This is a genomic window from Staphylococcus sp. FW104-15G4D, from assembly GCF_058790135.1.
This window is the reverse complement of the sequence record NZ_JBYTCH010000001.1, coordinates 237347-263212: the sequence shown is the minus strand read 5'-3', so window position 1 is coordinate 263212 and position 25866 is coordinate 237347. Positions and strand designations below refer to the sequence as shown.

Sequence of the window (25866 nt, the reverse complement as noted above, 5' to 3'; positions counted from 1 at the left end):
CACTAACACTATTTATGTTTATCATTAGGGTTAAACTGAATTGTGCTTGTTAATTCTAGTGCAAGCTCATAAATCATACCTGATAAAATTTTAGTATTATGGCGTACGAAGTGTTCGTCAGAAATTTCAATTAAATTTGAAGCTGTTAAAACTCTTATACCTTTGTTTTTTAGCTCTTCTTTATGAACTTCTACTGGTTTTGAATTTTTTTCTTCATATTTACGTAAAACGTCTTTGCTATAATTTTCATTACTGCATATCACAAAGTCAATAAAATCTTCACCGACTTGTTGGCAAATTGCATCTATATGTTCTTTAACATCGTAATTATCTGTTTCTCCCGGTTGAGTCATTACGTTAGAAACATAAAGTTTTGGTGCATTAGAGCGAAGTAATGCTTCAGAAATCCCTTTAACACATAAATTAGAGATAACACTTGTATATAACGAACCAGGCCCAAGAACGATTAAATCTGCATGTTCTAGTGCCTCAACCGCTTCTTCCATAGGTTCAACATCCCCAGGTTCTAAAAAGACGCGATCTATTTTTTTATTTGTTTTAGGTATGTTGGTTTCTCCACGAACAATTTCTCCGTCTTCCATGACCGCATTCAATTGTACACTTGTGTTTGTTGATGGTATTACTTGCCCTTTGATATTGAGAACTTTACTAAGTTCTTTTATCGCATGACCGAAATCATTAGTTATACTTGTCATCCCCGCAATAACCAAATTCCCTAGTGAGTGGCCGTCGACTTTATTTTCATCAAAACGGTATTGAAAAAGTTGAGTTAACGTTGATTCTGAATCACTAAGCGCTGCGATAACATTACGTATATCACCTGGAGCAGGTATATCCATAACATCTCTAATCTTCCCTGTGCTTCCGCCGTTATCAGCGACAGTAACAATAGCAGTAATATCTATAGGGAATTCTCTTAATCCTCTTGCTAGAACAGATAAGCCTGTTCCTCCTCCGATAAGTACTACTTTCATTTGTTTCATTTTTTCTCTCCACTTTCAATATGAGCATCTCTGTGATGCACATAGACATTGTAATCAAAAACCTCATCAAGATATTCGCCTAAACGTTTTGCTAAAGCAACTGATCGGTGTTGACCGCCTGTACATCCTATAGCAATAACAAGCTGTGACTTCCCTTCTTTTTTATAACCTGGAATCATATACTTTAAGAGGTCTGTTAATTTATCAAAGAAAATCTCAGTTTCTTTCCATTTCATTACATAGTTATAGACCAGATCATCAAGACCAGTCAGCGGGCGTAGTTCTTCTACATAGTATGGATTTGGTAAAAATCTTACATCGAATACTAAATCAGCATCCATTTGAATCCCATGTTTGAAACCAAAACTGGTAACATTAATCGTAAACGTTTCAAAATTATCATCTAAATAAAATTTAGCGATCCGATGCTTTAATTCCTTAGGTTTTAATAGCGTCGTATCGATAACAAAGTTTGCAATGCTTCTAATTTCAGAAAGATGTTCTCTCTCCTCATTAATTGCTTCAATAAGAGAACGTTGTCCATTTTCATTCAATGGATGTGCTCTTCTTGATTCTTTATAACGAGAAATAAGTTTTTCTGTTTTAGCCTCTAAAAACATGACGTCTACGATAACATCATTACGACTTTTAATGATATCAATTTCTTTAATTAAAGATTTAAATAACTCCTTCCCTCTTAAATCAATGGCAATTGCCACCTTTTGTAAAGAAGGATTTCCTTGTTCCATGAGTTCTACAAATTTGGGTAATAAAACTGGTGGTAAATTATCTACGCAGAAGAACCCCATATCTTCAAGACTTTGTATCACTAGTGATTTACCCGCTCCTGACATGCCTGTAACAACTAATAATTCACTTTTAACAATTTCATTTTCGCTATTTTTCACTTTTTAAAGTCACCACCATTTAAGTTCTTCGCTCTTACTTCATATAATTAAATTAATCTTATCATACTAGTATATCTAAAGGAATCTTCTTTATTAATCAAAAAAGCTAGAACGATTGATAGCGACTACTTGTCGACATCAATGTCCTAGCTACATGTGATTGTGTAGATTAAGCTTCTAATTTATCTTTAAGCTCTGTGATATAATCTGCTGCACTTTGAGCTGCAATACTACCGTCTCCCGTTGCAGTTACAATTTGACGTAATCCTTTATCACGAACATCACCAGCTGCAAAGATTCCAGGGACATTCGTACTCATATCAGCTTTAGTGACAATATATCCTGTTTCATTTGTGATTCCTAAATTAGTAAATGGTGCTGTTAAAGGTTTCATTCCAATGTAAATGAAAACTCCATCAGCATCGTACGTTTCTTCCGAACCATCTTTAGTAGATTCTAAAGTTACTGATCCTACTTTGCCATCTTTTTCGTTGATTGTTTTTAAAGTATGACTCCAAATGAAATCAACTTTTTCATTTTTGAAAGCACGTTCTTGTAAAATATTCTGCGCACGTAATTCATCTCTTCTATGAACGATTGTTACTTTATCAGCGAATTTAGTTAAGAATGTTCCTTCTTCAACTGCTGAGTCGCCACCACCAATAACAAATAATCGTTTATTTTTAAAGAAGGCACCATCACACACAGCACAGTAACTTACACCACGTCCACCAAGTTCTTGTTCCCCAGGCACACCAATTTTTTTATATTCTGCACCAGTTGAGATAATCACTGCATGAGCCGTAATTTCTTTATTACCTAAGTTAATTACTTTGTAGTCACCTTTATCTTCTACAGATTTAATATCTCCATATTGATACTCTGCTCCAAATTTTTTCGCGTGTTCAAACATTTTCGTAGATAAATCTGGACCCGTAATCATTTCAAATCCTGGAAAGTTCTCTACCTCTTCAGTGTTGGCCATTTGACCACCTGGCATACCACGTTCAATCATAACTGTTTTTAAATTTGCACGAGATGCATAAACTGCTGCTGTCATACCGGCAGGACCTGCGCCGATAATGGCTACGTCAAAATCTACTTCAGTCATTTTTTTAATGCCTCCTAGTTATTAATCATTATCGCATTATATACTATACCATTTATTTCTTAAATTTATATGCTCAAAATAAAAGCAATGGTTTTATCTAATTTATATCGTGTGACTTCAAAAGAATCAATAATTTGTTTTTTTGTCATAGCGTGATTGGTATATTTATAGTGCATATAGACAAATGCAGCTAAATATCTGTCTACCTCTGCTAAATCAACTTTTTCAGAGATAATCGCTTCAGCTTGATCAATCCAGTCAATAAATAGTGAGGTATCGTTTTTAAAATAATCCATTTCATATAATTTCAACATACCTCTGTGAATAAAATCTAATTTATTTAATGTTAATCCTTGTACCAGATACGTTAGATATAATTTTTCATAATCATTCATTGATTCTAAGATTGACCAAATCTCTTCTGTCATAAGAATTTCTTTACCATTGAGTTGATTTAATAAAAAGATTCCATATAGTCTATAATGACTATCGTCATCCAATAATAGTGGAAGAATGCGTTGGTTAAAAACTGATTTACTTTCCTCAAGTACCCATGGCGCATAACCAACATCTACTTTAGATATCTGTAGTAATTTATTCCATAATTCTACACTTTCATCTTTATTTCCGAGGTAATAAAAATTAAAGCTCAATGCATTATACATTTGAATGGATAAAAACTTACCCTTTTTATATAGAGGATAAAGTAAATTTTGAGATGCTTGATACTGTTTTAAATAACTTAATACAATTCCTAGTTTAAAACTTTCATCATCATTCATAGGTACAACTTTGTTTAATATTTTAAGATACCTCTTATATTTCTCCATTTCATTTGTGTTATAAAGTAAAAGTGTATAATGACATAAGGCATGAACATCTGAATTATCTTCACTCAATAACGCTTCAAACATCTCTTTAGCTGTTTCATATTCACTTAAATAAAGATAGCACATCGCAAGCAAATTACGTATAACGCGATGGGATTGAATATGCTCATCTTGACTTAGAATATATGCTCGAGCGTCATTCAGTCGTCCTTGTGAAAATAAAAATTGGAATAATAGTTGTGTAGCAAATAATTGTGCTTCTAATTCAATTTTATGTTCACTTGTATAGGTCACTTCGAATGTCTTTTCTAGTACTTCTCTAAAGTCTTGATCATCTGTTAAAAGTACATAATTAATACCAAACAAGAATGCCTTGTTTGGTTCATTCAACTCTATATTTAATTGACTTAACTCATAGAAACTATCTGCAACATGAAAATCATTTACAATATTTTCGTAAAATATTTGCTCTGCTTTTCTACCTAAATTTATTTTCGTTAAACATTGTGCATAATGTAATTGAATATCATAATCTTCAGGTGACAATTCGAGCACTTTGCTATAGTAATTTGCTGCTTTATTATAATCTTGTTGTTGCCATTTTTGTATAGCCATTTTACGGTAAAAAGTTTCGTCGAAAATCATTGGTATTATTTTATTGTCTTCACGTGCCATTAATTGTCACCTCCTCTATCAACTTTTAAATGCATAGGATTACCACATACAAAGCTATAATCAGGTATATCTTTAGTGATGACCGTACCAGCTCCGACTTTTACATGGTTTCCTATTCTAACTCCTGGTAAAATCGTTACATTCGCACCAATCAATGTATGATGCCCAATGGTGACTCTACCTTGTCGCCATTCATCAATAAGTACTTCATGCGTTAATATTGTTGTATTATAACCAATAACACTATTGTTGCCAACAGAAATTAACTCTGGATAAAACAAGTCAGGTAAAACTTTATATGCAAATGCTGTATTCTGACCTATAGCCATTTTTAAAAACTTGCGATAAATAGAGCGTTTTAGACGCATGCTTGGTATAAAACGAGAAATTTCAATAATAATAGTTTGTTTAAAAACCTTAGGAAATCTCACTATTTTATAAACTTGCCACAGAGGGTTTATGGAGAAACGTTTTTGTTTGTTTAATCGTCTCACCATACACACTACGCCTTTTTACCTGGCCATTGAAGTGGTCCAGAATTTTTAAAAGTTGAAGGATGATACTTAACTCTTCTATATACAATAAGAATAATGCTAACAACGATAAGAATGACTGATACGAGTTGTGCAACTCTAATATGACTCGTAAGCATTAAACTATCAGTTCGCAGTCCTTCAACGAAGAATCGGCCAATTGAATACCAAATAAGATAAATAAAGAACGTTTCCCCTATTTTTAGATGTTTCCTTAAAGTAATTAGAATTATAAAACCGAGAACATCCCACACAGATTCATATAAAAATGTAGGATGATAATACTGACCTTCGATATACATATTTCTAATGATAAAATCCGGTAAATGTAAGTGTTCTAAAAACGCCTTCGATACAGGTCCACCATGGGCTTCATGATTCATAAAATTACCCCATCTACCTATACCTTGAGCTAATATAATACCTGGCGCTACAATATCACCGATTTGTAACGGGTGTAGATTTTTAGACCTACATACGATAACACCTGTAATAAATCCACCAATTAAACCACCGTGGATTGCTATACCTCCATGCCATATCTTCGGTATTTCACCTGGATTTTGCATGTAATATGGCCATTGGAAAATCACGAAGTATAAACGTGCCACAATAAAACCAAATATAGCACTATAGAATATAATATCTATTAATGTATCTTTATGTAAGCCAACATTTTTTAGTGCAGCTTGTGCAATAAAATAACCCAGTAATATACCACATGCGATAATAATTCCATACCAACGAACATGTATAGGTCCAATACTAAAAGCAATTGGATCAATGTATCCTAGAGTTAAACCCATTTCGTACTACTCCTCACTTTTATGACTATTGCGAACGATTTCTTCATTTAAACGCTCACTAAACTCTTCAGCTGTATTAATTCCCATTATATTTAATCGATAATTCATCGCTGCAACTTCAATAATTACGGCAACATTTCGTCCAGGTCTGACAGGAATTGTTTTTTTAGTAATTTCAGTATCGAGGATTTTCAAAGTTTCCTCATTAAGTCCAACTCGATCATATAATTTATCTTTATTCCAATTCTCTAAATTAATATTTAAACGAATTTGTTTCTCAGTCAAAATAGACCCTGCACCAAATAGAGTCATAACATTAATAATTCCCAGTCCTCGAATCTCAAGTAAATGCTCAATCAATTTAGGTGGTTTGCCTATTAATTCGTCTTTAGTGATTTCTTTAATTTCAACATTATCATCAGCGACAAGTCTGTGACCACGTTTAACTAATTCTAATGCAGTCTCACTTTTACCTATACCTGAATCACCTGTAATTAATACACCTACTCCATAAACATCGACGAGTACTCCATGTAAAGATGTGGTTTTAGCTAATTCATGCTCTAAAAATGTAGTCAAACGACTCATCAAACTTGTCGTAGCATCTTTAGCAATAATAATAGGTGTATTCAGTTCTTTTGCTGCAGAAATCAATTCTTCAGGGGGCTCCAATCCTCGCGTCACAATAATTGCTGGAGTTTCAGGTCGACATAATTTTCTCATTCTTCCTTCTTTCTCATCATCTGGAAGTAGATTATAGAAAGATAGTTCAGTAGTTCCTAACAATTGAATTCTATCTGAAGCATAGTGAGAGAAATAGCCTGCCATTTCTAGACCAGGACGTGATATATCCGTATTTTTTATCGGTCTATTTAAGCCTTCTTCCCCGGCGATTAAATCTAGATTAAGTGTATTAACCAGTCTTTCTGTTGTTAACATGGGTTCACCTCAAATTATAATATCCCTTCGTATCTATTCTCTATTCTATTATCATATCAAAAATGAACTCACAATCTATATTAAAATGACGATTTAACTTTTAAAATATTCTTAAATAACCATTAACTTAAATATATGAATGTCAAATTCTTTTAACATCTGAGGTGAGTATTTTAACCATTAATAAATTATAGGTTTGAATTCTTGTATTAAAGTTACAAAACACTCACTTTAACTTGCATATCTCAATAAATACTTTAGAAAAAACTTTATTAGCTATGGACTTGTTGCAATGGTTAATAAGAATTAAAAACTTATAATGAATATATCTTAATTTTAAAAGCTATCATCATGATAAAGAATTAAGGCTAGGACAATATTAATGTCCTAGCCTATCAAAGTTGGTTAGCATTAGTAAAGGTTAACTAAAACTTTGAAGCGTTATCTTTACTAATTGGCTATTTATTTATTCTATACTGTCTCTTTCTAAAACAGGTTTTAAATATGTTCCAGTATAAGAGTCTTTATTTTCAGCAATTTCTTCCGGAGTACCAGTACCAACTATAGTACCCCCGCCTTCGCCACCTTCAGGTCCAAGATCAATAATGTGATCTGCAGTTTTAATTACATCTAAGTTGTGTTCAATAATCACAACTGTATCTCCGTTTTCTACTAATCGATTTAAAACTTTTAACAAACGGCTAATATCATCAACGTGCAGCCCCGTTGTAGGTTCATCAAGGATATAAATAGAACGTCCTGTGGAACGCTTATGCAATTCAGAAGCTAATTTTACACGTTGAGCTTCACCACCTGAAAGAGTTGTCGCCTGTTGTCCTAAAGTAATATAACCTAAGCCGACATCAACAAGTGTTTGAAGCTTTCGATTAATTTTTGGAATATTTTCGAAGAAATGTGTTGCTTCTTCAACAGTCATTTCTAATACATCGGCAATATTTTTACCTTTGTAAGTTACTTCCAAGGTTTCTCGATTATAACGTTTACCATCACACACTTCACATGGTACATAAACGTCTGGTAAAAAATGCATTTCTATTTTAATGATACCGTCACCTTTACAAGCTTCACAACGTCCACCTTTAACATTGAAACTAAATCTACCTTTTTGATAACCACGTATTTTAGCTTCATTCGTTTGAGCAAAGACATCTCTAATATCATCGAAAACGCCTGTATAAGTGGCTGGATTTGAACGTGGAGTTCTACCAATTGGAGATTGATCAATATCAATAATCTTATCTAGGTGATCAATACCATCAATTGTGTCAAAATCTCCAGGTTTTATTTTAGATTTATTAATTTTTTGGGCAAGAGATTTATATAAAATTTCATTAACTAATGAACTTTTACCAGAACCAGACACTCCAGTAACAACAGTCATTACTGATAAAGGAAATTCAACATCGACGTTTTTAAGATTATTGCTTCTAGCACCTTTTATGCTAATTTTCTTATTAGTTACTTCTCGTCTATGTTCGGGTACATCAATACGTTTTTTGCCACTAAGATATTGTCCAGTTAATGATTTTTTATCTTTCATTACTTTAGCAGGTGTACCACTTGAAACAATTTCTCCACCATGATTCCCTGCACCTGGACCTACATCTACTAAATAATCTGCTGCTCTCATCGTATCATCATCGTGTTCGACAACAATTAACGTATTTCCTAAATCTCTCATTTCTTTTAATGTACTAATTAGGCGATCGTTATCTCTTTGATGTAGCCCAATTGAAGGTTCATCTAATACATACAATACGCCTGTTAGTCTTGAACCTATTTGAGTAGCAAGACGAATACGTTGTGCTTCCCCACCTGATAAAGTACCAGATGAACGATTTAAAGTAAGATATTCCAAACCTACGTTATTTAAGAAAGATAATCTTGAAATAATTTCCTTAAGGATTTGGTTTGCTATCGCTCTGTCTTGCTCACTTAATTCAATCTTTTCATAATAATTCAAAGCATTTTTAATGGAGTATTGCACGACTTCACCAATATTAAAACCGCCAACATAGACAGATAAAGCTTCTTGGCTCAAACGTTTACCATGACACGTTTCACATGGAAGTTCTGTCATGTACTTGCTCATCATTTCACGGGTATACTCAGAAGGAGACTCATGGTAGCGTCGATTGATATTAGGAATAACCCCTTCGAATACCATTTTGCGTTTACGTGTGCCCCCATTACGTTGAGTGAAAGTAAACTCAATTTCTTTATCTCCAGAACCGTGCATCAAGATATTCTTTTGTCTATCTGTCAGCTTTTTATATGGTTTATCCATGTTGATCTTATAGACTTCACATACGCGTTTTAACAATGTTGGATAGAAGTCCGAACTTGTAGGCTCCCATGGTTCAATTGCACCTTCATTTAATGATTTATCTTTATCAGGAACAACTAAATCCATGTCTACTGTTAGTTTTTGACCAAGACCATCACATGTTGGGCATGCACCAAATGGACTATTGAAACTGAACATTCTTGGCTCTAACTCACCAATTGAGAATCCACAAATAGGACATGCATGATTTTCAGAAAATTTTAGTTCATCACCATCAATGACATCAACAGTCAAGTTACCTTCCGCTAGTTCTAAAGACGTTTCAATTGAATCTGCTAAACGCGTCTCAATTCCATCTTTAACGACTAAGCGGTCGACAACTACTTCAATAGTATGATTTTTATTCTTATCAAGTTCGGGCACTTCATTGACATCTACAATCTCTCCGTCGACACGTAAGCGTACATAACCCTTTTTACCTATATCTTCAATTAATTTTTCGTGTGTTCCTTTTCTATGAGACACTACAGGTGCAAGTAGTTGGATTTTTGTACGTTCTTCAAGTTCTAGAATTCTATCCACCATTTGTTGAACAGTTTGAGATTCTATTTCTATTCCATGGTGCGGACAATAAGGTTTACCTACGCGTGCATAAAGCAGACGTATATAGTCATAGATTTCAGTTACAGTTGCAACAGTTGATCGTGGATTTTTACTAGTTGTCTTTTGATCAATAGAAATGGCAGGTGATAAACCTTCAATTGTATCAACATCTGGCTTATCCATTTGTCCTAAAAACTGACGTGCATATGCACTTAGAGACTCAACATATCGTCTTTGTCCTTCTGCATAAATCGTATCAAATGCCAAAGAAGACTTACCAGAGCCTGAAAGTCCAGTCATGACAATAAGTTTATTTTTGGGTAGCTCAATATCTACTCCTTTTAAATTATGTGCACGTGCGCCTTTAACGACTATTGACGGTCCTTTCATTTAAACGTCACCCTTCTGCTTTTAATTCAAATAACATATCTCTTAATTCTGTTGCTTTCTCGAAGTCTAAATCTTTAGCTGCTTTTTTCATTTCTTTTTCTATATTTTCAATAGTTTTTTGTCTTTCTTTTTTAGTCATTTTCTTAGGTAGTTCTGTTTGTTTCTGATCATTAGTTTCATCACTTTCTACTGTAGCACTAATAACATCATGTATTTTCTTATTAATCGTTTTAGGAGTTATACCGTGTTCCTTATTATGCGCCGTTTGAATATCTCGACGTCTTTGCGTTTCATCAATTGCATATTGCATTGAATCAGTAATTTTATCTGCATACATAATAACTTCACCTTTATCATTACGTGCAGCACGACCTATTGTTTGAATTAAAGAACGATCTGATCGTAGAAATCCTTCTTTATCAGCATCGAGTATAACTACTAGAGACACTTCAGGTATATCAATACCCTCTCTCAACAGGTTAATCCCTACAATAGCGTCATAAGTTCCCATACGCAAATCCCGAATAATTTCAATACGTTCTAATGTTTTAATCTCAGAATGTAAATAGTTAACTTTAATACCCGCTTCTTTCATATATGTGGTTAAATCTTCACTCATTTTTTTAGTTAATGTTGTTACTAACACACGTTCATCTCTATCTATCCGTTCTTGAATCTCACTGAGTAAATCATCAATTTGATTTTCAGTTGGTCTAACGTCGATTTTAGGATCGAGTAAGCCAGTTGGACGAATAATCTGTTCAACCATTTCATCAGTATGTTCTAATTCATAAGGTCCTGGTGTAGCAGAAACATATACAAGTTGTTTAGTTTTATCTTCGAACTCTTCAAATTTTAGGGGTCTATTATCAAGTGCACTTGGTAAACGGAACCCATGATCTACAAGCACCTGTTTACGAGCTCTGTCACCGTTATACATACCACGAATTTGAGGTAAAGTAACGTGTGATTCATCAATCATTACAAGCCAATCATCACCAAAATAATCAAGCAATGTAAAAGGTGTAGAGCCTAAAGGTCTTAATGTAAGGTGAACAGAATAATTCTCAATACCTGAACAGAAGCCCATTTCACGCATCATTTCGAGATCATAATTCGTGCGCTGTTCAAGTCGCTGAGCTTCTAATAATTTATTTTCATCGCGTAATTCTTTAAGTCGTTCTTCTAATTCTTTCTCAATTCGTTCAATTGCAACTTTCATCTTTTCTTCACGAGTTACGAAGTGAGAGGCTGGGAAAATAGCAAAATGTTCACGTTCACGTATAACTTCACCAGTTAAATAATTGACCTCTCTGATGCGATCAATTTCATCTCCAAAGAACTCTACTCTAATACACATTTCTTCTCTAGATGCAGGGAAAATCTCTACAACATCTCCACGCACTCTAAAAGTACCACGTTGGAAATCAATATCATTACGTGTATATTGAACATCTACTAATTTTCGTAGCAATTCACTGCGATCCATTTCCATTCCAACTCTAACGCTAACTACTAAGTCTTTATATTCTTCCGGATTACCTAAACCATAAATACAACTTACACTAGCAATAATTATTACATCATCGCGTTCAAATAACGCACTTGTAGCCGAATGACGTAATTGGTCAATTTCATCATTGATGGAGGCGTCCTTTTCTATGAAAGTATCAGTCGATGGAACATAAGCTTCTGGTTGATAATAATCATAATAACTTACAAAATATTCTACTCTATTTTCAGGGAAGAATTCTTTAAACTCACTATAAAGTTGCCCAGCTAATGTCTTATTGTGTGCAATAATCAATGTAGGTTTACCGACTTCTTTGATGACGTTACTCATAGTGAATGTTTTACCTGTTCCTGTCGCGCCAAGTAAAGTTTGGTGACGTTTTCCATTATTCACACCATCAACAATTTTTTGTATCGCTTGAGGTTGATCCCCCTGTGGTTCAAATTCAGAATTCAACTTAAATGGAACATGTTCAACCATTCTGACATACGCCTCCTATTTAATTTCTCACTCATTTAAAATTTAACACTCACGTTTATAGTCTTAAGTTTCATTATGTACTATTCTAACAAATTTATAACGACTAAAGCAAACGTTTGTTCGCTTGGGATTTTTTGAAAATAAAAACAAACATAGTGAAACACCATGCTTGTTTAAAAAGTTATTTAATTTAAGTCTTTCTCGTTTAAAGATACTATAAAACAATCTTCTGTAACCTTCAAAAGATTTGTTTACGCTTTCTATATATTGATATTTCCTAACGAGAATCATCTTGATTCTTATGAAGTTTCAATTTATCAATGATTAAATAACCTGCTAGAAGACTCACTACATCTATAAATATGATCCATTCATTATGAAAAAAACCTTTATAAATCGAAGTACCTATTAATATTAGCGTTAATAATGTACCTATCCATTTACTTCTAGTGACAACACTAAATAATACCACTAATATACAAGGAAAAAAGGCGGCACATGCATACCAAATCATTATCGTCACCCATTTCTTCTATTTAAGATTGTCATAGTCGTTTCACGTAACTCAGTTCTTGGAATGAAGTTTTCTGTAAGCATTTCAGGAATAACATTATCTATGAAGTCTTTTACTGAATTTAAATGATCAAATTGAATAATTGTCTCTAGACTCATTTCATAAATTTCAAAGAATAAAGGTTCTGGGTTACGTTTTTGAATTTCTCCAAAAGTTTCATATAATAAATCAATTTTATCTGCCACTGAGAGAATTTGGCCTTCTAAAGAATCATCTTTACCTTCTTGCAGGCGTTCTCTGTATACTTTTTGATATTGTTCAGGAATCTCCTCTTTAATGAATGTATCAACCATTTCTTCCTCTACTTGGGAGAATAGTTTCTTTAATTCTCTGCTTGCATATTTAACAGGGGTTTTGATGTCACCGGTAAAAACTTCCGCGAAATCGTGATTTAACGCCTTCTCATATAGACTTTTCCAATTGATTTCATTTCCATAATATTCTTCAACAGTTGCTAAATACTGGGCAATTTTAGTCACTTTAAATGAGTGGGCAGCGACATTATGTTCGAAATATTTAAACTTACCCGGTAGTCTTATTAATTTTTCTAAATCAGAAAGTCTTTTAAAATATTGATGTACACCCATATCACGATACCTCCCTGTAAACGAAATTTGTCTAATTACTTATAGTTATTATATCAATCCATTTTATTATTGAAAGTAAATTCATATTTTTATATATTAATTTTTTATAAAGGTAAGAGATTCTAGTTTGCATATATCTTAGAATATCCTTGTTTGATAATTAAATTTCAATAAGAGTTTAAATCGCTTACTTATTAAGTTGATGACACATAGTGTAACTCGAATAAAAAAGCTGTAACAATAAACACTGTTACAGCCTTGTTTAAAATACATATATTAATTTTTTCTTTTTCACTTTTATAATTTAGTCTTTTAGTGAATATAATTGTAAGAACCTGGATTATAAATTGTTCTATATGATTTAACGTTTACGCCACCGTTCCAGTTCATTTCAGAAACAGTTAATGTACCATTAGGATTTACTGACTCAACAACGCCTACATGTCCATACGCACCAGCACCATTTTGTCCAGGAGCGCTTTGGAATATAGCTCCTACTTCAGGTGTGTTATTTACATTGAATCCAGCTTGGCTAGCAGATGCTGCCCAGTTGCTAGCATTGCCCCATAAACTACCAATTGGTTTTCCTAATTCAGCACGACGATTAAATGCATAGTAAGTGCATTGTCCGTCAGTATATAGGTTACCTGCATTCGAAATACTTCTTAAACCATCATAAGAAGTTTGAGAAAAATTGATTGGTGTTTCATAATTTTCATAAGTAACACCTGATTCATCAGTTGAAGTTGACTCAAATGTAGTTTGCGGAATAGAGATTTCTTCACTTTCAAATTGTGATGGATTAACGCCACTCTCTGAAACAACTATTTTATCACCAGGGAAAATAAGCGGTTGGATTCCTGGGTTTAATGTATATAATTGTTCTAAAGTGATGCCGTGTTCTACTGCGATATTATATAAACAATCTCCTGCTTTAACTATATATGTTCCTAAATTAGATTGATTCGTTGTAACAACGTCTGGTGAATTTACGTCCTGTTGAGACGCCTCTGATTCTTGAGCGTTAGCTGCAGTGTTGATTGCAAAAAATGCTGCAATCGAACTTAAAGTTACAGTTAGCGTTTTTTTCATCTAGTTGTCATTCCTTTGCTAGTTTGTTCTTAAATTTACAAGTTCAAATATAGCACACCCCAAGCTTGAGATGTTTAATGTTATAGCGATGTAATATAACAGTAAAAAGAGAATGATTACAAAAACACGATATAAAACGCTAACTATCTTTACAATAACGGTGTAAAGGGTTACTTTTCTAAGTCTGAAACTCTATGTGGTAATATTATAAATTGCATATTACATATTATTATTAGATATTTTATTACACAAAACATTACCTACTTAATGTTTATTAAATTAAAAACCTCATTTACTAGTCACTAACACTAATAAATGAGGAACTTAAATTATTAAACTTCTTCATTGTCCATTTCTTTTCTTAAATAAGCTTCTATAAATGGCCCAATATCGCCATCCATGACTGCATCAACCTTACCAGTTTCTTCATTTGTACGATGGTCTTTAACCATTGAATAAGGATGGAAAACATAAGATCGTATTTGACTTCCCCACCCAATTTCTTTTTGTTCACCACGAATTTCAGCCATTTCACGTTCTTGTTCATCTAATTTTAGTTGGTATAACTTAGATTTTAACATTTTCATTGCTGCTTCTCGGTTCTTAATTTGCGAACGTTCATTTTGGTTATTGACTACAATACCTGTAGGATGGTGAGTAATTCTGATCGCTGATTCTGTTTTGTTAATATGCTGACCACCAGCTCCTGAAGCTCTAAAGGTATCAACCGTTATATCATCCGGATTAATTTCTATTTCAATTTCATCATTATTGAAATCTGGAATCACGTCACAAGAGGCAAACGACGTATGTCGTCTACCCGAGGAATCAAATGGTGAGATTCTGACTAATCGGTGCACGCCTTTTTCTGCTTTTAGGTAACCATAAGCATTATGACCTTTAATCAATAGCGTTACGCTTTTTACGCCTGCTTCGTCACCCGGTAAATAGTCCACCGTCTCAACATTGAAGCCATTTTGTTCACAATAACGTTGATACATTCTTAGTAACATACTCGCCCAATCTTGTGATTCAGTTCCTCCGGCGCCTGGATGAAGTTCAAGTATGGCATTATTTGCATCATGTGGCCCATCCAGAAGTAATTGCAATTCAAATTGATCCATTTTATCTTTAAATTGAATGACAGTATTCTCAAGTTCTTCTTTCATATCTTCATCATATTCTTCTTGTAACAATTCTCTAGTTGCACTCATATCATCAACTTCATTGGCTAAATCGTGATACCCATTCACTATCGACTTTAAAGCGTTATTTTTATCTATAATTTCTTGAGCTTTATTTTGGTCATTCCAGAAGTTTGGATCTGCCATCATCTCTTCGTATTCTTGGATATTAGTCTCTTTATTCTCTAAGTCAAAGAGACCCCCTAATTTGATTTAAATTATTTTGATATTCGTCTATATTTCGTTTAATTTCAGATAATTCCATTGATTTTCTCTCCTATTACTGAATGTTTAGCGCTTTTAGTATTTATCATACTATATCTTACATGAAATTCGTCTTTATGAAAATTAACATTCAAACTTAAAAAGTTTGAAGTCACGACATTAGTATCAAGAAAATAATAATAAAGACCGAGCCATTAGAATATGCCTCAGTCTTTATTATTGAACATTGCAACATTTAGTGTTGATTTATGCTTGTCCATGGCAATTTTTGTACTTTTTACCACTGCCACATGGACATGGGTCGTTTCGCCCTACTTGATCACCTTTTACAATGGGTTGAGATTTTACTTTTTCTTTACCATCTTCAGCAGTTAGATGTTTACCCTCACCTAAATCTTTTGTTTTTTCACGTTCAATATCATCTTCAAACTGTACTACTGATTTTAAGATATATTTACAAGTATCTTCTTCAATATTTTGCATCATAATATCAAACAGTTCATGGCCTTCGTTTTGATAATCGCGAAGAGGGTTTTGTTGTGCATATGAACGCAAGTGAATACCTTGACGTAATTGATCCATTGTATCGATATGATCTGTCCAATGACTATCGATAGAACGTAATAAAATCATCCGTTCAAATTCACTCATTTGATCGCCTAATTTTTCTTTCTGACGCTCATAAGCTTTTTCTATTTTCGCCCAAACAACTTCAAAGATGTCTTCAGAATCCTTACCATTGATTTCAGACTCCGCTAAGTCTCCCTCTTGTAAAAAGACATCATTCACATAGTTTATAAATGGTGCATAATCAGGATTATCATCATCTTCATTAACATAATAGTTAATTGAACGTTGTAATGTTGAACGTAACATAGCATTGACTACTTGAGAGCTATCTTCATTATCTATAATTTCATTACGTTCATTATAAATAATTTCACGTTGTTTACGTAACACTTCATCGTATTCAAGGATACGTTTACGCGCATCAAAGTTGTTACCTTCTACGCGTTTTTGAGCAGATTCAACAGCTCTTGAAACCATTTTAGACTCTATTGGAGTTGAATCGTCCATACCAAGTCTATTCATCATTTTTTGTAAACGCTCTGAACCAAAACGAACCATTAATTCGTCTTGAAGTGATAGATAGAAACGACTGTCACCTCTATCACCTTGACGTCCTGAACGACCACGTAACTGGTCATCAATACGACGAGATTCATGACGTTCAGTACCTATAACAGCGAGTCCCCCAAGTTCTTCAACACCATCGCCAAGTTTGATGTCTGTACCACGACCAGCCATGTTTGTCGCAATGGTTACAGCACCTTTTTGACCAGCGTTTGCAATGATGTCCGCTTCGCGTTCATGGTTTTTCGCATTTAATACATCATGTCGGATACCACGTTTTTTAAGTAAATTAGAAATGTATTCTGATGTTTCTACTGCCACGGTACCTAATAAGATAGGTTGTCCTTTTTTATGCTTCTCAACTACGTCTTCGACTACTGCGTCAAATTTACCCTTTTGACTAATATAAATTAAATCTGCCTTATCAACACGTTGGACAGGTTTATTCGTAGGAATTTGAGTTACTGTCATATTATATATGTTGCGGAATTCTTCTTCTTCAGTTTTTGCAGTACCAGTCATTCCAGCTAATTTGTTATACATTCTGAAGTAATTTTGGAATGTAATAGATGCCATAGTCTTAGATTCATTTTGAATCGTAACACCTTCTTTAGCTTCGATAGCTTGGTGCAATCCTTCAGAAAAACGACGACCAGGCATCGTACGTCCTGTAAATTGGTCCACAATAAGTACTTCGCCATCAACAACCATATAATCCACATCGCGTTGTAACGTTACATGAGCTCTTAATGCAGTATTAATATGACTAATGATCTCAACGTTTTGAACGTCGTATAAATTGTCTACTTTAAACATACGCTCAGCTTTGTCAGCACCTTGTTCAGTTAGATGAACGGCTTTTGTTTTTTCATCATAATTATAGTCATCTTCTGCTTTGAGCATCTTAGCGAATACATTAGCTTGAGTGTATAATGATGTAGATTTTTCAGCTTCACCAGAAATAATTAAAGGTGTTCTCGCCTCATCAATTAAAATAGAGTCGACCTCATCAATAATTGCAAAATGTAATGGACGCATAACTCTTTCTTCAGCATAATTCACCATATTATCTCTTAAGTAATCGAAGCCAAGTTCATTATTAGTACTATAAGTAATATCTTGTGCATATGCTTCACGCTTTTCTTCAGTAGACTTACTATTTAAGTTAAGTCCAACAGATAAACCTAAGAAATTATATAATTGAGCCATCTCTTCACTTTGAAAACTTGATAAATACTCATTGACTGTAATCACGTGAACGCCACGACCGGCCAGCGCATTTAAATAAGTTGGCATTGTCGCTGTTAAAGTTTTACCTTCACCTGTTCTCATTTCAGCGATATCGCCTTTATGAATCGCGATACCACCCATAACTTGTACTCTATAAGGTATCATGTTAAATACACGCTTAGAGCCTTCACGTACAAGTGCATATGCTTCAGGTAAAATTTTATCTAAATAATCATTTTGTTTTTTTACATCATCAATTTCGGATAATTCTTTTTGGAACGCTTTAGTTTTTTCACGAATTTCTTCATCAGTTAATAATGCAGTATCTTCCTCTAACGCGAGTACTTTATCTGCAAGTTTACCTAAGCGTTTCGTTTCTTTTTTATTGCCGTCAACAATTTTCGATAAAAATCCCATTACATGCGTCGCTCCTTTAGCTAAAACTGTTTGGCTTACAACAATTTATCTTATCATTAATACCATTAAAATTATACTTATATACTCATACCTTGAGTCTTACTAATATCTTCCTCGTTACTTTCCTCATTGAAAATGAAGTTCTTGTTAGTTATGACTAATTAGACTCTATAATCCAACCATAAATTGTAGCTATTCCTATAAATCAACAACATATTTATTTTAACACGATAGAAACAATTTTTTCTCGTCATAAATAAATAATTTTCGAATATATTATAAAAACCGTAGTTTAAATAACTGAAATTGAAATTATACAATTTTAGAATCGTCAAACCACGTTAGCATAATCAAAGAAATGTGTCCATCAATTTAACGGTTAAATGATTAGTGGAGTAGTATATGCAAATAAACAACTCTAAAATAAAAACTTACTGTAGGAGCAAACAAAATGAACAAGGCTAGAAGCCTAATATAAGCTTCTAGCCGAGTCTAATACACGTATATTACAATCATACGATTTTACGCCATATTATCATAGTAGTATTTAATTAATTCATACATTTGTTGCATATCGTAACCCCATCTTGCGTAATACTCATATGGATCAACATGATCTGTTCCGCCCCAGTATCTGCTTACCGCGTTATGACTGATAACAGAACCTTTTCCTTCATTTGTGTCAGCAAGTGTTGGAGTAATTCCATTTTGTTTTAACATAAATGCTGCAAGCCATGCTTGGTTATTCACTGATTTCGCAAAATCTTCGAAGTTATACATTCTTACAAGTTCAATTTGGTAGAAGTATGGATTCGCTTTAGGTCCAGCACCCCATACATAATATTTTGAAGGTGCAGTAAGATGTATTTCTTGATTATCAACGAATGCATGTACAAATGCTGTATTGTATGTTGCATACATGTTATCAACCCATTTTTGTAAAGAACGGTGGTCTTCCCCTACCTCATGGATTACAACACCAATATATGTGCCATTCTTATATTCCAATTTAGGAAGAGTGTCCATACGTGGATCATTGACAACGTGAGAATGTTGAAGATGATGTTGGATAATATATTGATTTACTTTAGAGTTTTCAAACGACGGTTCATCATCTGTAGTAGCTTTCTTCGTATTATCAGTATTTCCCGAGAATTGTGTAGTAGTATTATTTTGATTTTGTTGATTCACCATAGTTTGTTTTGAGGATAGACTTTGGGCATGACTAACGGGTGTATAAAAGAGCAACATTGACATCAACATCATACACGTAGAAAAAAGAATTGTTATTTTTGGCATAATTTCTCACCCCTTTCATATTATTTTAATTATTAAAATTATTATTTAATAATTTCACTTATAGTATTATTCTAATAACAAATTAAAATCAAGTATTTATTTGCATTAAAAGTGAAATATTTGTGTATCTTATTAAGAATTTTCTAAAAAATAAGTTCCTATACAATTAATTAGCTAAAAAACCTTAAATTAAAAAAGAGTAGCCTATCTGGCCACTCTCTAAATCATCCAATTAAAAAGAGACTTCCTATCAATACAACATAGAAAGCCTCTTTAATCACTTCACATATTAATCAATATGTCTATACAAATTTTATTCAGTTGTTTCGATTAATCCGTATTTACCGTCTTTACGTCTGTAAACAATGCTTGTCCCATCTGTCTCTCTATCTGTAAAGATGAAGAAATCATGTCCTAATAAGTTCATTTGTAGAACCGCTTCTTCTGAATCCATTGGTTTTAAACTAAATTGTTTTGAACGGATAATTTCAATTTCGCTATCGCTCACAGATTCTTCAGCACCACTTACTTCCCCAGGTGATGCTTCTTGTACTTCTGCCACAAATACTTCTTGATCTCCACGATCTCTATGTTTACGATTTACACGAGTTTTATATTTTCGTACTTGTCGTTCTAATTTACCAGTGATTAAATCAATGCCTGCGTATAAATCATCATGTCTTTCTTCAGCTCTTAATGTTACATCTTTCAACGGAATAGTAACTTCAATTTTAGTAGCTGAATTAGAATAAGTTTTAACTTTAACATGTGCTACTGCGTTTGGCACATTATTAAAATAACGCTCCAACTTACCAATTTTGTCCTCAATATAGTTGCGAATTGCATCTGTGATAGTGAGGTTATCTCCATGAATTTCAAATCTAATCATAGTAATCTCTCCTTTAACCTCTTATATTGGTAATGCTTACTTATATTTTACCACGTTTGGTTTATCGTGCAAACGCAAACACTTTGAATTTTCTGACATTTAACGATAATAATTTACACCCTGCATGATGTATTGTTAATCCAGTTGTATAAATATCATCAATGAGTAGTATTACTTTATCCCTTATGTCAATGTCTTCTTCCTTTACGTAGAACGGATTTGGAGCATTGCTACGTTCTAATTTACCTAACTCAGACTGTTTTGGGCGTATATTTGTTCCTAAAATATTCACATAATCAACCCCCATTTTATCTAAAACTGTAGCTACAGGATTAAATGTCCGTTCAACATCACGTTGAAATGGCGATGGAATCGGAACAATATAATCATAATCTGTTTGAGGTAACTGCAATTTTTCAGATAACACATTAGAAAGTTCATAGTCTCTCATGAATTTATATTGCTGTAACACGTCTTTCATTACTCCTTGGTAACGATATTGACAATACAATTGATCCATCAATTTGAATTCCTTTTCCAAGAATTGACAATCCAGACAGTCATTTGAATCAGAAGTTTTTATATTAAGACATCTAGAACATCTTTCATCGAGATGAGTTATTCTTATGTTATTCCACAATTGTTCGCATCGTTCACAAAATGGTGTAGGCGGTTTAAAAATATTATATACATGAATAATTTCTTTCAATGGTGTCATACATTGTATACATCTACGCATCTAGCCACCCTCTTTTATAACCTAAACGATTCATCTTTGTAATATCTTTTTTAGCACTCATCATTGATAGACTGACACCCTCATGAAGAAAAAGTACAAGTCCATTTGGTTCTTCTATTTTACGCCCTACACGTCCGGCGATTTGTATTAAAGCCGCTTTAGAAAATGTTTCTGCATTTATGACAATAACGTCTAACCTCGCCATGGTAAATCCTCTTTCCAGTATAGTTGTTGTAAAAACGATTGAGTGCTCACCACGGCGAAGTGCTTCTACCTTTTCAAATCTATATACGTCTTCACTATAAACACAGATGAGATTAGGAATATGAGCTCGATACCTTAGATATGCATTTTTCATAGTTTCAATGTGATTAAAAAATACCAAAGTATACCGTTGTTGTTTAATTTGCGTTTGTAAAAGGTGAATGAATTGGGGTTGCACCCGAGTTGTGTTTAATTTGAAATATTTAAAGCGAGGTACAGGTAGTGGTTGTCTATGAAATCGTGCTGGAAGTTTAATTATTTTATTAGAAGACATTTGTTTAATAAGTTGACGTGGTGGTGTTGCTGTCATATAAATATGAGAATGAATTGTTTTAGAAGCGGTATCGATTGCTAATAAGAGGTTGGGATCCATAGATAATGGAAAGGCATCGACTTCATCAATAAAAATAGTGTCAAAGTGTTGTTTGAATCTATATAATTGATGCACTGTTGCGATAACAAAATGCCCATTATATTTTTGAGATTGTTTCTGGTGCAAAATATCTATTTCTTCGTTTTTAAAAGCCTCTTTGATGCGATGACTAATTTCAATAACTACATCTACTCTAGGAGATAATATTGCCACATTGTGTCCGAGTTGTCGTGCTAAGCTAATTCCATCAAACATCATTTCTGTTTTACCTGCACCTGTCACTGCATATAATAAGAGATTTTCAGAATTTTTTATAGCTTTAATGATAGCGTCAGATGCATATTGTTGTTGCTTTGATAATGTAAATGGTAATTCAAACTCTCCTTCAGTAGCTAATTGTGTACTTTCGGTAATTCTATAGTCTGTGATGCTATCTATCCTTCCTAATTGAATACATCGCCTACAGTAAATAATTTCTTTGTCCAAAAAGGGAGAATAGTACTTTGACATATAACTACTATCATCATTACCACATTGAATACAATAATAATGTCCTTCTTTTTTAATAATGCCTTTCGTAATACGAGCAACTTTTTCATCATTTAACTGAATTGATGGAAAGATAAGTTTACCGTAATGTTTAATCATAAATCCCTACTTTCTAACTAAAAAAGCCTAAAACACTTTAGAAGATTTAGTTCTCTACTAATTACATGTCGTAATTACTAAAATTCTCATCCTCTTACATGTTTCAGGCTTTTTATCAGTAATATTATTAATTAATTTCAATTTTTCTAGGGAAGTAACCTAAACCTAAACCACCAGAACCTAAATGAGATGCAATAACCGGACCGAATTCGGAGTATTGAATATTCACATTAGGGTAGTCTTCTTTAAGTTGTTGTAAAAATGCTTGTCCATCTTCTTTTTTATCCCCATCGATGACAAATACAGTTACTTCATCCAAGTCTTTAATTAATTCAAAGACATTTGATTCTAAAGATTTAAATGCGCGTTTTTTCGTACGCACTTTTTCATGTGGATGAATTTTACCATCTTCTTCAAAGCGAAGTACAGGTTTCATTTTTAATAGCGTACCTACCCAAGCTTGAGCACCTGTAATACGCCCACTTTTTTGTAGATTCTTAAGATCATCAACAATAAGATATGCGCCTATATGTTCTCTTACATCAGTTAGTTCATTAATAATTTCTTTAGCTGTGTAACCTTTTTCTACTAGTTGAATTGCATAGATCACAAAGCTACCTTCAATCATTGCAGCGAGACGGCTATCAAATGTATGCACGTTAACACCATCAACCATTTCTCCGGCTTGTGTAGCAGATTGATAACTTCCACTAATACCACTTGATAAGTTAATTACAATGATATCTGTGTATCCTTCATCTCTAAGTTTTTCATAGTTTTTCAACCATTCACCAATAGCGGGCTGACTTGTTGTAGGTATAGTTTTAGATGAAGCCATCTTCTTATAAAAATCATCTATTGAAAATTGGTCATTCTCTGTAAATGTATGCCCATCATCAAATGTCACACTTAATGGAGCAATCGGTATATTATATTTATCAATGATTTCTTGTGGTAAATAGCCTGTTGAATCGGCCATTACTGCAACCTTCATAGTAGTCCTCCTCAATTATACTCATTGTCATAATACAATATTTTTATGAAAAAGAAAATCTTATTTAAATGATTTAGACTCTTCATAGATATGTGTATAATAATATTATTGAAAAACGTACGAAATTGTAGGTGACAAAAATATATGGTAAAACCGATAATTACTATCAAAGAAGAGCATCAAATTGAAAATGTCATTAATAAATCTCGCTTTATCGCACATATTAGACCCGTTCAAAACGAGGAGGAGGCAAAAGCATTTATTAATGAAATCAAATCCTCTCATAAAGATGCAACTCACAATTGTTCAGCCTATACTGTTGGCCCTGAAATGAACATCCAAAAAGCGAATGACGATGGTGAGCCGAGCGGTACTGCTGGTGTACCAATGCTAGAAATTTTAAAAAAATTAGAGATTCATGACGCATGTGTAGTGGTCACACGTTATTTCGGAGGTATTAAATTAGGTGGTGGCGGTCTTATCCGTGCTTATAGCGGTGCTGTTAGAGATGTGATATACGATATTGGACGAGTAGAGCTAAGAGAAGCTGTACCTGTAACAGTCACTATAAGTTATGATTTAACTGGAAAATTTGAATACGAGCTCGCTTCAACACCTTATATGCTAAGAAATCAATTTTATACCGACAAAGTGAGCTATCAAATAGATGTTGTAAAACAGGATTACGATGAATTTATCCAGTTTCTTAACCGTATTACAGCTAGTAATTATGATTTAGAAGAAGAAGATATTAAATTATTACCTTTCGATATCTCAACGACTTAATTTAAATGATGTATATAAAAACGATCACGCATGAGGAGTTATCCTTTTAATCCTTACACGTGATCGTTCTATTAGTGTCTAGGGGGCTGTTGCTCATCATAACGATGTTGCTTGTGGTCCCCTTTTCGAGTAATTAAATTTAAAATTGGACGATAATTATCATCAATCAAACCAGTAAATTCTACAATTAATTCGATTGTAAATATAATTAGGATAAACATCATGAGTGCACCAAGTGGTTGTGATAAGTAAAGAATCACACTTGATAAACTAAACATGATTGCAATTGAATAAATAAGTAGTACGGTTTGTCTATGTGAATATCCCAAAGCTAATAACTTATGATGTAAATGAGATTTATCAGCTTGCATGATATGTTGACCTTTCTTCATTCGACGAATCATCGCAAACAATGTGTCAATGAAAGGCACCGCTAGAATGACAATTGGGAAGAATAACGCAATAAATGTAATATTTTTAAAACCAAGTAATGATAAGAATCCTATGATAAAACCTATCATGAGCGCCCCACTGTCACCTAAAAATATTTTAGCTGGATGGAAATTATAAAATAAAAATCCAATGAGCGAACCTAATAGCACGCAACATATCATAATAATAAAGATATTCGCTTGTAAAATAGCGATAAACCCGATAGTCATTAATCCAATTGCAGAGACTCCTGATGCTAAACCATCAAGACCATCAATAAGATTGATGGCATTCGTTATCGCAACAATCCAAATAACTGTTATCGGTATACTTAAAAATCCAAAATGAATCGTCGGCCCCATAGGTAATGAAATGAAATCTATAGTAATGCCATATAATGTGACAACTAACGCAGCTACTATTTGCCCCGTAAGTTTAATGTATGGTTTCAAATCATATATGTCATCAATAAGTCCAACAAGGTACATTATGATGGCACCTAAAATAAGAGGCTTCACTTCTCTCTCAATAGGATGGCCTAACCAAATACCTATTAAAAAAGAGAATAATATGACTGTACCACCCATTACCGAAATCGGTTTGGTATGCACCTTTCTAAAGTTAGGACGATCTACCAAGTCTAATTTCTTTGATACTGCAATGATAATGGGCGTAATTATTAAACTGACTATCATGGTAAATGCTATGAGTAGTAAAGTATACATCAGTTCACCTTCATTAAATAAGTTAATCAATTTCTTAAAATTTCTTGTGTAATCATCTCTATCAAATCAATTTTAGACGAAGATGGATGCTACACATAAATTTATAGTATATCCAGACGTATTTTATGCGTTACGATAAAACATAACGCCCCCTCCCTCAATAGTCTAGAACGA

Annotated in this window: 21 protein-coding genes; 1 reads left to right on the top strand and 20 read right to left on the bottom strand. The window is 33.4% G+C overall.

Features of this window, described 5'->3' with window-relative positions; genetic code table 11:
* Nucleotides 1-8: 8 nt before the first annotated feature.
* The 19 genes from AC3WQX_RS01260 to fakB1 form a co-directional block, all read right to left on the bottom strand.
* Nucleotides 9-1004, bottom strand: coding sequence for a gluconeogenesis factor YvcK family protein (locus tag AC3WQX_RS01260; RefSeq protein ID WP_002433187.1), 996 nt, complete (start codon nt 1002-1004; stop codon nt 9-11).
* Nucleotides 1001-1912: an RNase adapter RapZ gene (rapZ, locus tag AC3WQX_RS01255; protein ID WP_002432991.1), complete on the bottom strand. Its 912-nt coding sequence runs from the start codon at nt 1910-1912 to the stop codon at nt 1001-1003. Before rapZ ends, AC3WQX_RS01260 begins: the two co-directional genes overlap by 4 nt.
* Nucleotides 1913-2081: 169 nt before the next feature.
* Nucleotides 2082-3023, bottom strand: a complete 942-nt coding sequence (gene trxB / locus AC3WQX_RS01250) for a thioredoxin-disulfide reductase (protein WP_023350649.1) — start codon at nt 3021-3023, stop codon at nt 2082-2084.
* A gap of 65 nt (nt 3024-3088) precedes the next feature.
* Nucleotides 3089-4528 carry a tetratricopeptide repeat protein gene (locus AC3WQX_RS01245; RefSeq protein ID WP_023350650.1) on the bottom strand — a complete coding sequence of 480 codons (1440 nt, stop codon included), beginning with the start codon at nt 4526-4528 and terminating at the stop codon, nt 3089-3091.
* Complete coding sequence (locus AC3WQX_RS01240; protein ID WP_037560673.1) at nt 4528-5022, bottom strand: acyltransferase; 495 nt, start codon at nt 5020-5022, stop codon at nt 4528-4530. Before AC3WQX_RS01240 ends, AC3WQX_RS01245 begins: the two co-directional genes overlap by 1 nt.
* 8 nt (nt 5023-5030) lie before the next feature.
* Entirely contained in the window at nt 5031-5867 is an 837-nt protein-coding gene (gene lgt, locus AC3WQX_RS01235) for a prolipoprotein diacylglyceryl transferase (protein ID WP_002432981.1), read from the bottom strand.
* 6 nt (nt 5868-5873) lie between these two features.
* Entirely contained in the window at nt 5874-6806 is a 933-nt protein-coding gene (hprK, locus tag AC3WQX_RS01230) for an HPr(Ser) kinase/phosphatase (RefSeq protein WP_002433410.1), read from the bottom strand.
* A gap of 466 nt (nt 6807-7272) precedes the next feature.
* On the bottom strand, nt 7273-10107 hold the full coding sequence (uvrA, locus tag AC3WQX_RS01225) for an excinuclease ABC subunit UvrA (RefSeq protein ID WP_002433280.1): 2835 nt from the start codon (nt 10105-10107) through the stop codon (nt 7273-7275).
* 7 nt (nt 10108-10114) lie between these two features.
* Nucleotides 10115-12100 (bottom strand): excinuclease ABC subunit UvrB, encoded by a 1986-nt coding sequence (gene uvrB / locus AC3WQX_RS01220; protein WP_002433232.1) that lies wholly within the window; start codon nt 12098-12100, stop codon nt 10115-10117.
* Nucleotides 12101-12377: 277 nt separating this feature from the next.
* Nucleotides 12378-12614, bottom strand: a complete 237-nt coding sequence (locus tag AC3WQX_RS01215; protein WP_002433094.1) for a CsbA family protein — start codon at nt 12612-12614, stop codon at nt 12378-12380.
* A gap of 5 nt (nt 12615-12619) precedes the next feature.
* On the bottom strand, nt 12620-13261 hold the full coding sequence (locus tag AC3WQX_RS01210; protein ID WP_002433218.1) for a YfbR-like 5'-deoxynucleotidase: 642 nt from the start codon (nt 13259-13261) through the stop codon (nt 12620-12622).
* A 312-nt stretch (nt 13262-13573) separates the two neighbouring features.
* A complete protein-coding gene (locus tag AC3WQX_RS01205; RefSeq protein ID WP_023350653.1) occupies nt 13574-14353 on the bottom strand; it encodes a COG3942 and LysM peptidoglycan-binding domain-containing protein in 780 nt (259 codons plus the stop codon).
* Between the two features lie 332 nt (nt 14354-14685).
* A protein-coding gene (gene prfB, locus AC3WQX_RS01200; RefSeq protein ID WP_098905506.1) for a peptide chain release factor 2 occupies nt 14686-15802 on the bottom strand; the annotation gives its coding sequence in 2 pieces (ribosomal slippage) (nt 14686-15729 and nt 15731-15802; 1116 coding nt in all).
* 206 nt (nt 15803-16008) lie between these two features.
* The gene (gene secA / locus AC3WQX_RS01195) at nt 16009-18543 is read right to left on the bottom strand and encodes a preprotein translocase subunit SecA (protein ID WP_023350656.1); all 2535 of its coding nucleotides are present in this window, start codon (nt 18541-18543) and stop codon (nt 16009-16011) included.
* A gap of 522 nt (nt 18544-19065) precedes the next feature.
* A complete protein-coding gene (locus AC3WQX_RS01190) occupies nt 19066-19842 on the bottom strand; it encodes a peptidoglycan recognition protein family protein (protein WP_023350657.1) in 777 nt (258 codons plus the stop codon).
* Between the two features lie 313 nt (nt 19843-20155).
* Nucleotides 20156-20731, bottom strand: coding sequence for a ribosome hibernation-promoting factor, HPF/YfiA family (hpf, locus tag AC3WQX_RS01185; RefSeq protein ID WP_023350658.1), 576 nt, complete (start codon nt 20729-20731; stop codon nt 20156-20158).
* Nucleotides 20732-20792: 61 nt separating this feature from the next.
* Nucleotides 20793-21470 carry a ComF family protein gene (locus AC3WQX_RS01180; RefSeq protein ID WP_049306946.1) on the bottom strand — a complete coding sequence of 226 codons (678 nt, stop codon included), beginning with the start codon at nt 21468-21470 and terminating at the stop codon, nt 20793-20795.
* Nucleotides 21463-22755: a DNA/RNA helicase gene (locus AC3WQX_RS01175; RefSeq protein WP_023350660.1), complete on the bottom strand. Its 1293-nt coding sequence runs from the start codon at nt 22753-22755 to the stop codon at nt 21463-21465. The genes AC3WQX_RS01180 and AC3WQX_RS01175 overlap by 8 nt, the downstream gene beginning before the upstream one ends.
* 127 nt (nt 22756-22882) lie before the next feature.
* Entirely contained in the window at nt 22883-23749 is an 867-nt protein-coding gene (gene fakB1 / locus AC3WQX_RS01170; RefSeq protein WP_002433264.1) for a fatty acid kinase binding subunit FakB1, read from the bottom strand.
* Between the two features lie 144 nt (nt 23750-23893).
* Between fakB1 and AC3WQX_RS01165 the strand changes: the two genes are divergently transcribed.
* Nucleotides 23894-24535, top strand: a complete 642-nt coding sequence (locus AC3WQX_RS01165) for a YigZ family protein (RefSeq protein WP_023350661.1) — start codon at nt 23894-23896, stop codon at nt 24533-24535.
* 71 nt (nt 24536-24606) lie between these two features.
* On the opposite strand, the gene AC3WQX_RS01160 is transcribed toward AC3WQX_RS01165, so the two are convergent.
* Nucleotides 24607-25692: a glycosyltransferase family 4 protein gene (locus AC3WQX_RS01160; RefSeq protein ID WP_023350662.1), complete on the bottom strand. Its 1086-nt coding sequence runs from the start codon at nt 25690-25692 to the stop codon at nt 24607-24609.
* Nucleotides 25693-25866: the final 174 nt, after the last annotated feature.

What these genes read in the sequence shown, in the direction of transcription:
- AC3WQX_RS01160 (WP_023350662.1), bottom strand. Translation starts at nt 25,692, where the DNA reads ATGTATACTTTACTACTCATAGCATTTACCATGATAGTCAGTTTAATA.
- trxB (WP_023350649.1), bottom strand. Translation starts at nt 3,023, where the DNA reads ATGACTGAAGTAGATTTTGACGTAGCCATTATCGGCGCAGGTCCTGCC.
- AC3WQX_RS01245 (WP_023350650.1), bottom strand. Translation starts at nt 4,528, where the DNA reads ATGGCACGTGAAGACAATAAAATAATACCAATGATTTTCGACGAAACT.
- hprK (WP_002433410.1), bottom strand. Translation starts at nt 6,806, where the DNA reads ATGTTAACAACAGAAAGACTGGTTAATACACTTAATCTAGATTTAATC.
- secA (WP_023350656.1), bottom strand. Translation starts at nt 18,543, where the DNA reads ATGGGATTTTTATCGAAAATTGTTGACGGCAATAAAAAAGAAACGAAA.
- AC3WQX_RS01210 (WP_002433218.1), bottom strand. Translation starts at nt 13,261, where the DNA reads ATGGGTGTACATCAATATTTTAAAAGACTTTCTGATTTAGAAAAATTA.
- AC3WQX_RS01260 (WP_002433187.1), bottom strand. Translation starts at nt 1,004, where the DNA reads ATGAAACAAATGAAAGTAGTACTTATCGGAGGAGGAACAGGCTTATCT.
- AC3WQX_RS01190 (WP_023350657.1), bottom strand. Translation starts at nt 19,842, where the DNA reads ATGCCAAAAATAACAATTCTTTTTTCTACGTGTATGATGTTGATGTCA.
- lgt (WP_002432981.1), bottom strand. Translation starts at nt 5,867, where the DNA reads ATGGGTTTAACTCTAGGATACATTGATCCAATTGCTTTTAGTATTGGA.
- AC3WQX_RS01215 (WP_002433094.1), bottom strand. Translation starts at nt 12,614, where the DNA reads ATGATTTGGTATGCATGTGCCGCCTTTTTTCCTTGTATATTAGTGGTA.
- AC3WQX_RS01205 (WP_023350653.1), bottom strand. Translation starts at nt 14,353, where the DNA reads ATGAAAAAAACGCTAACTGTAACTTTAAGTTCGATTGCAGCATTTTTT.
- hpf (WP_023350658.1), bottom strand. Translation starts at nt 20,731, where the DNA reads ATGATTAGATTTGAAATTCATGGAGATAACCTCACTATCACAGATGCA.
- uvrB (WP_002433232.1), bottom strand. Translation starts at nt 12,100, where the DNA reads ATGGTTGAACATGTTCCATTTAAGTTGAATTCTGAATTTGAACCACAG.
- AC3WQX_RS01175 (WP_023350660.1), bottom strand. Translation starts at nt 22,755, where the DNA reads ATGATTAAACATTACGGTAAACTTATCTTTCCATCAATTCAGTTAAAT.
- fakB1 (WP_002433264.1), bottom strand. Translation starts at nt 23,749, where the DNA reads ATGAAGGTTGCAGTAATGGCCGATTCAACAGGCTATTTACCACAAGAA.
- AC3WQX_RS01165 (WP_023350661.1), top strand. Translation starts at nt 23,894, where the DNA reads ATGGTAAAACCGATAATTACTATCAAAGAAGAGCATCAAATTGAAAAT.
- AC3WQX_RS01180 (WP_049306946.1), bottom strand. Translation starts at nt 21,470, where the DNA reads ATGCGTAGATGTATACAATGTATGACACCATTGAAAGAAATTATTCAT.
- uvrA (WP_002433280.1), bottom strand. Translation starts at nt 10,107, where the DNA reads ATGAAAGGACCGTCAATAGTCGTTAAAGGCGCACGTGCACATAATTTA.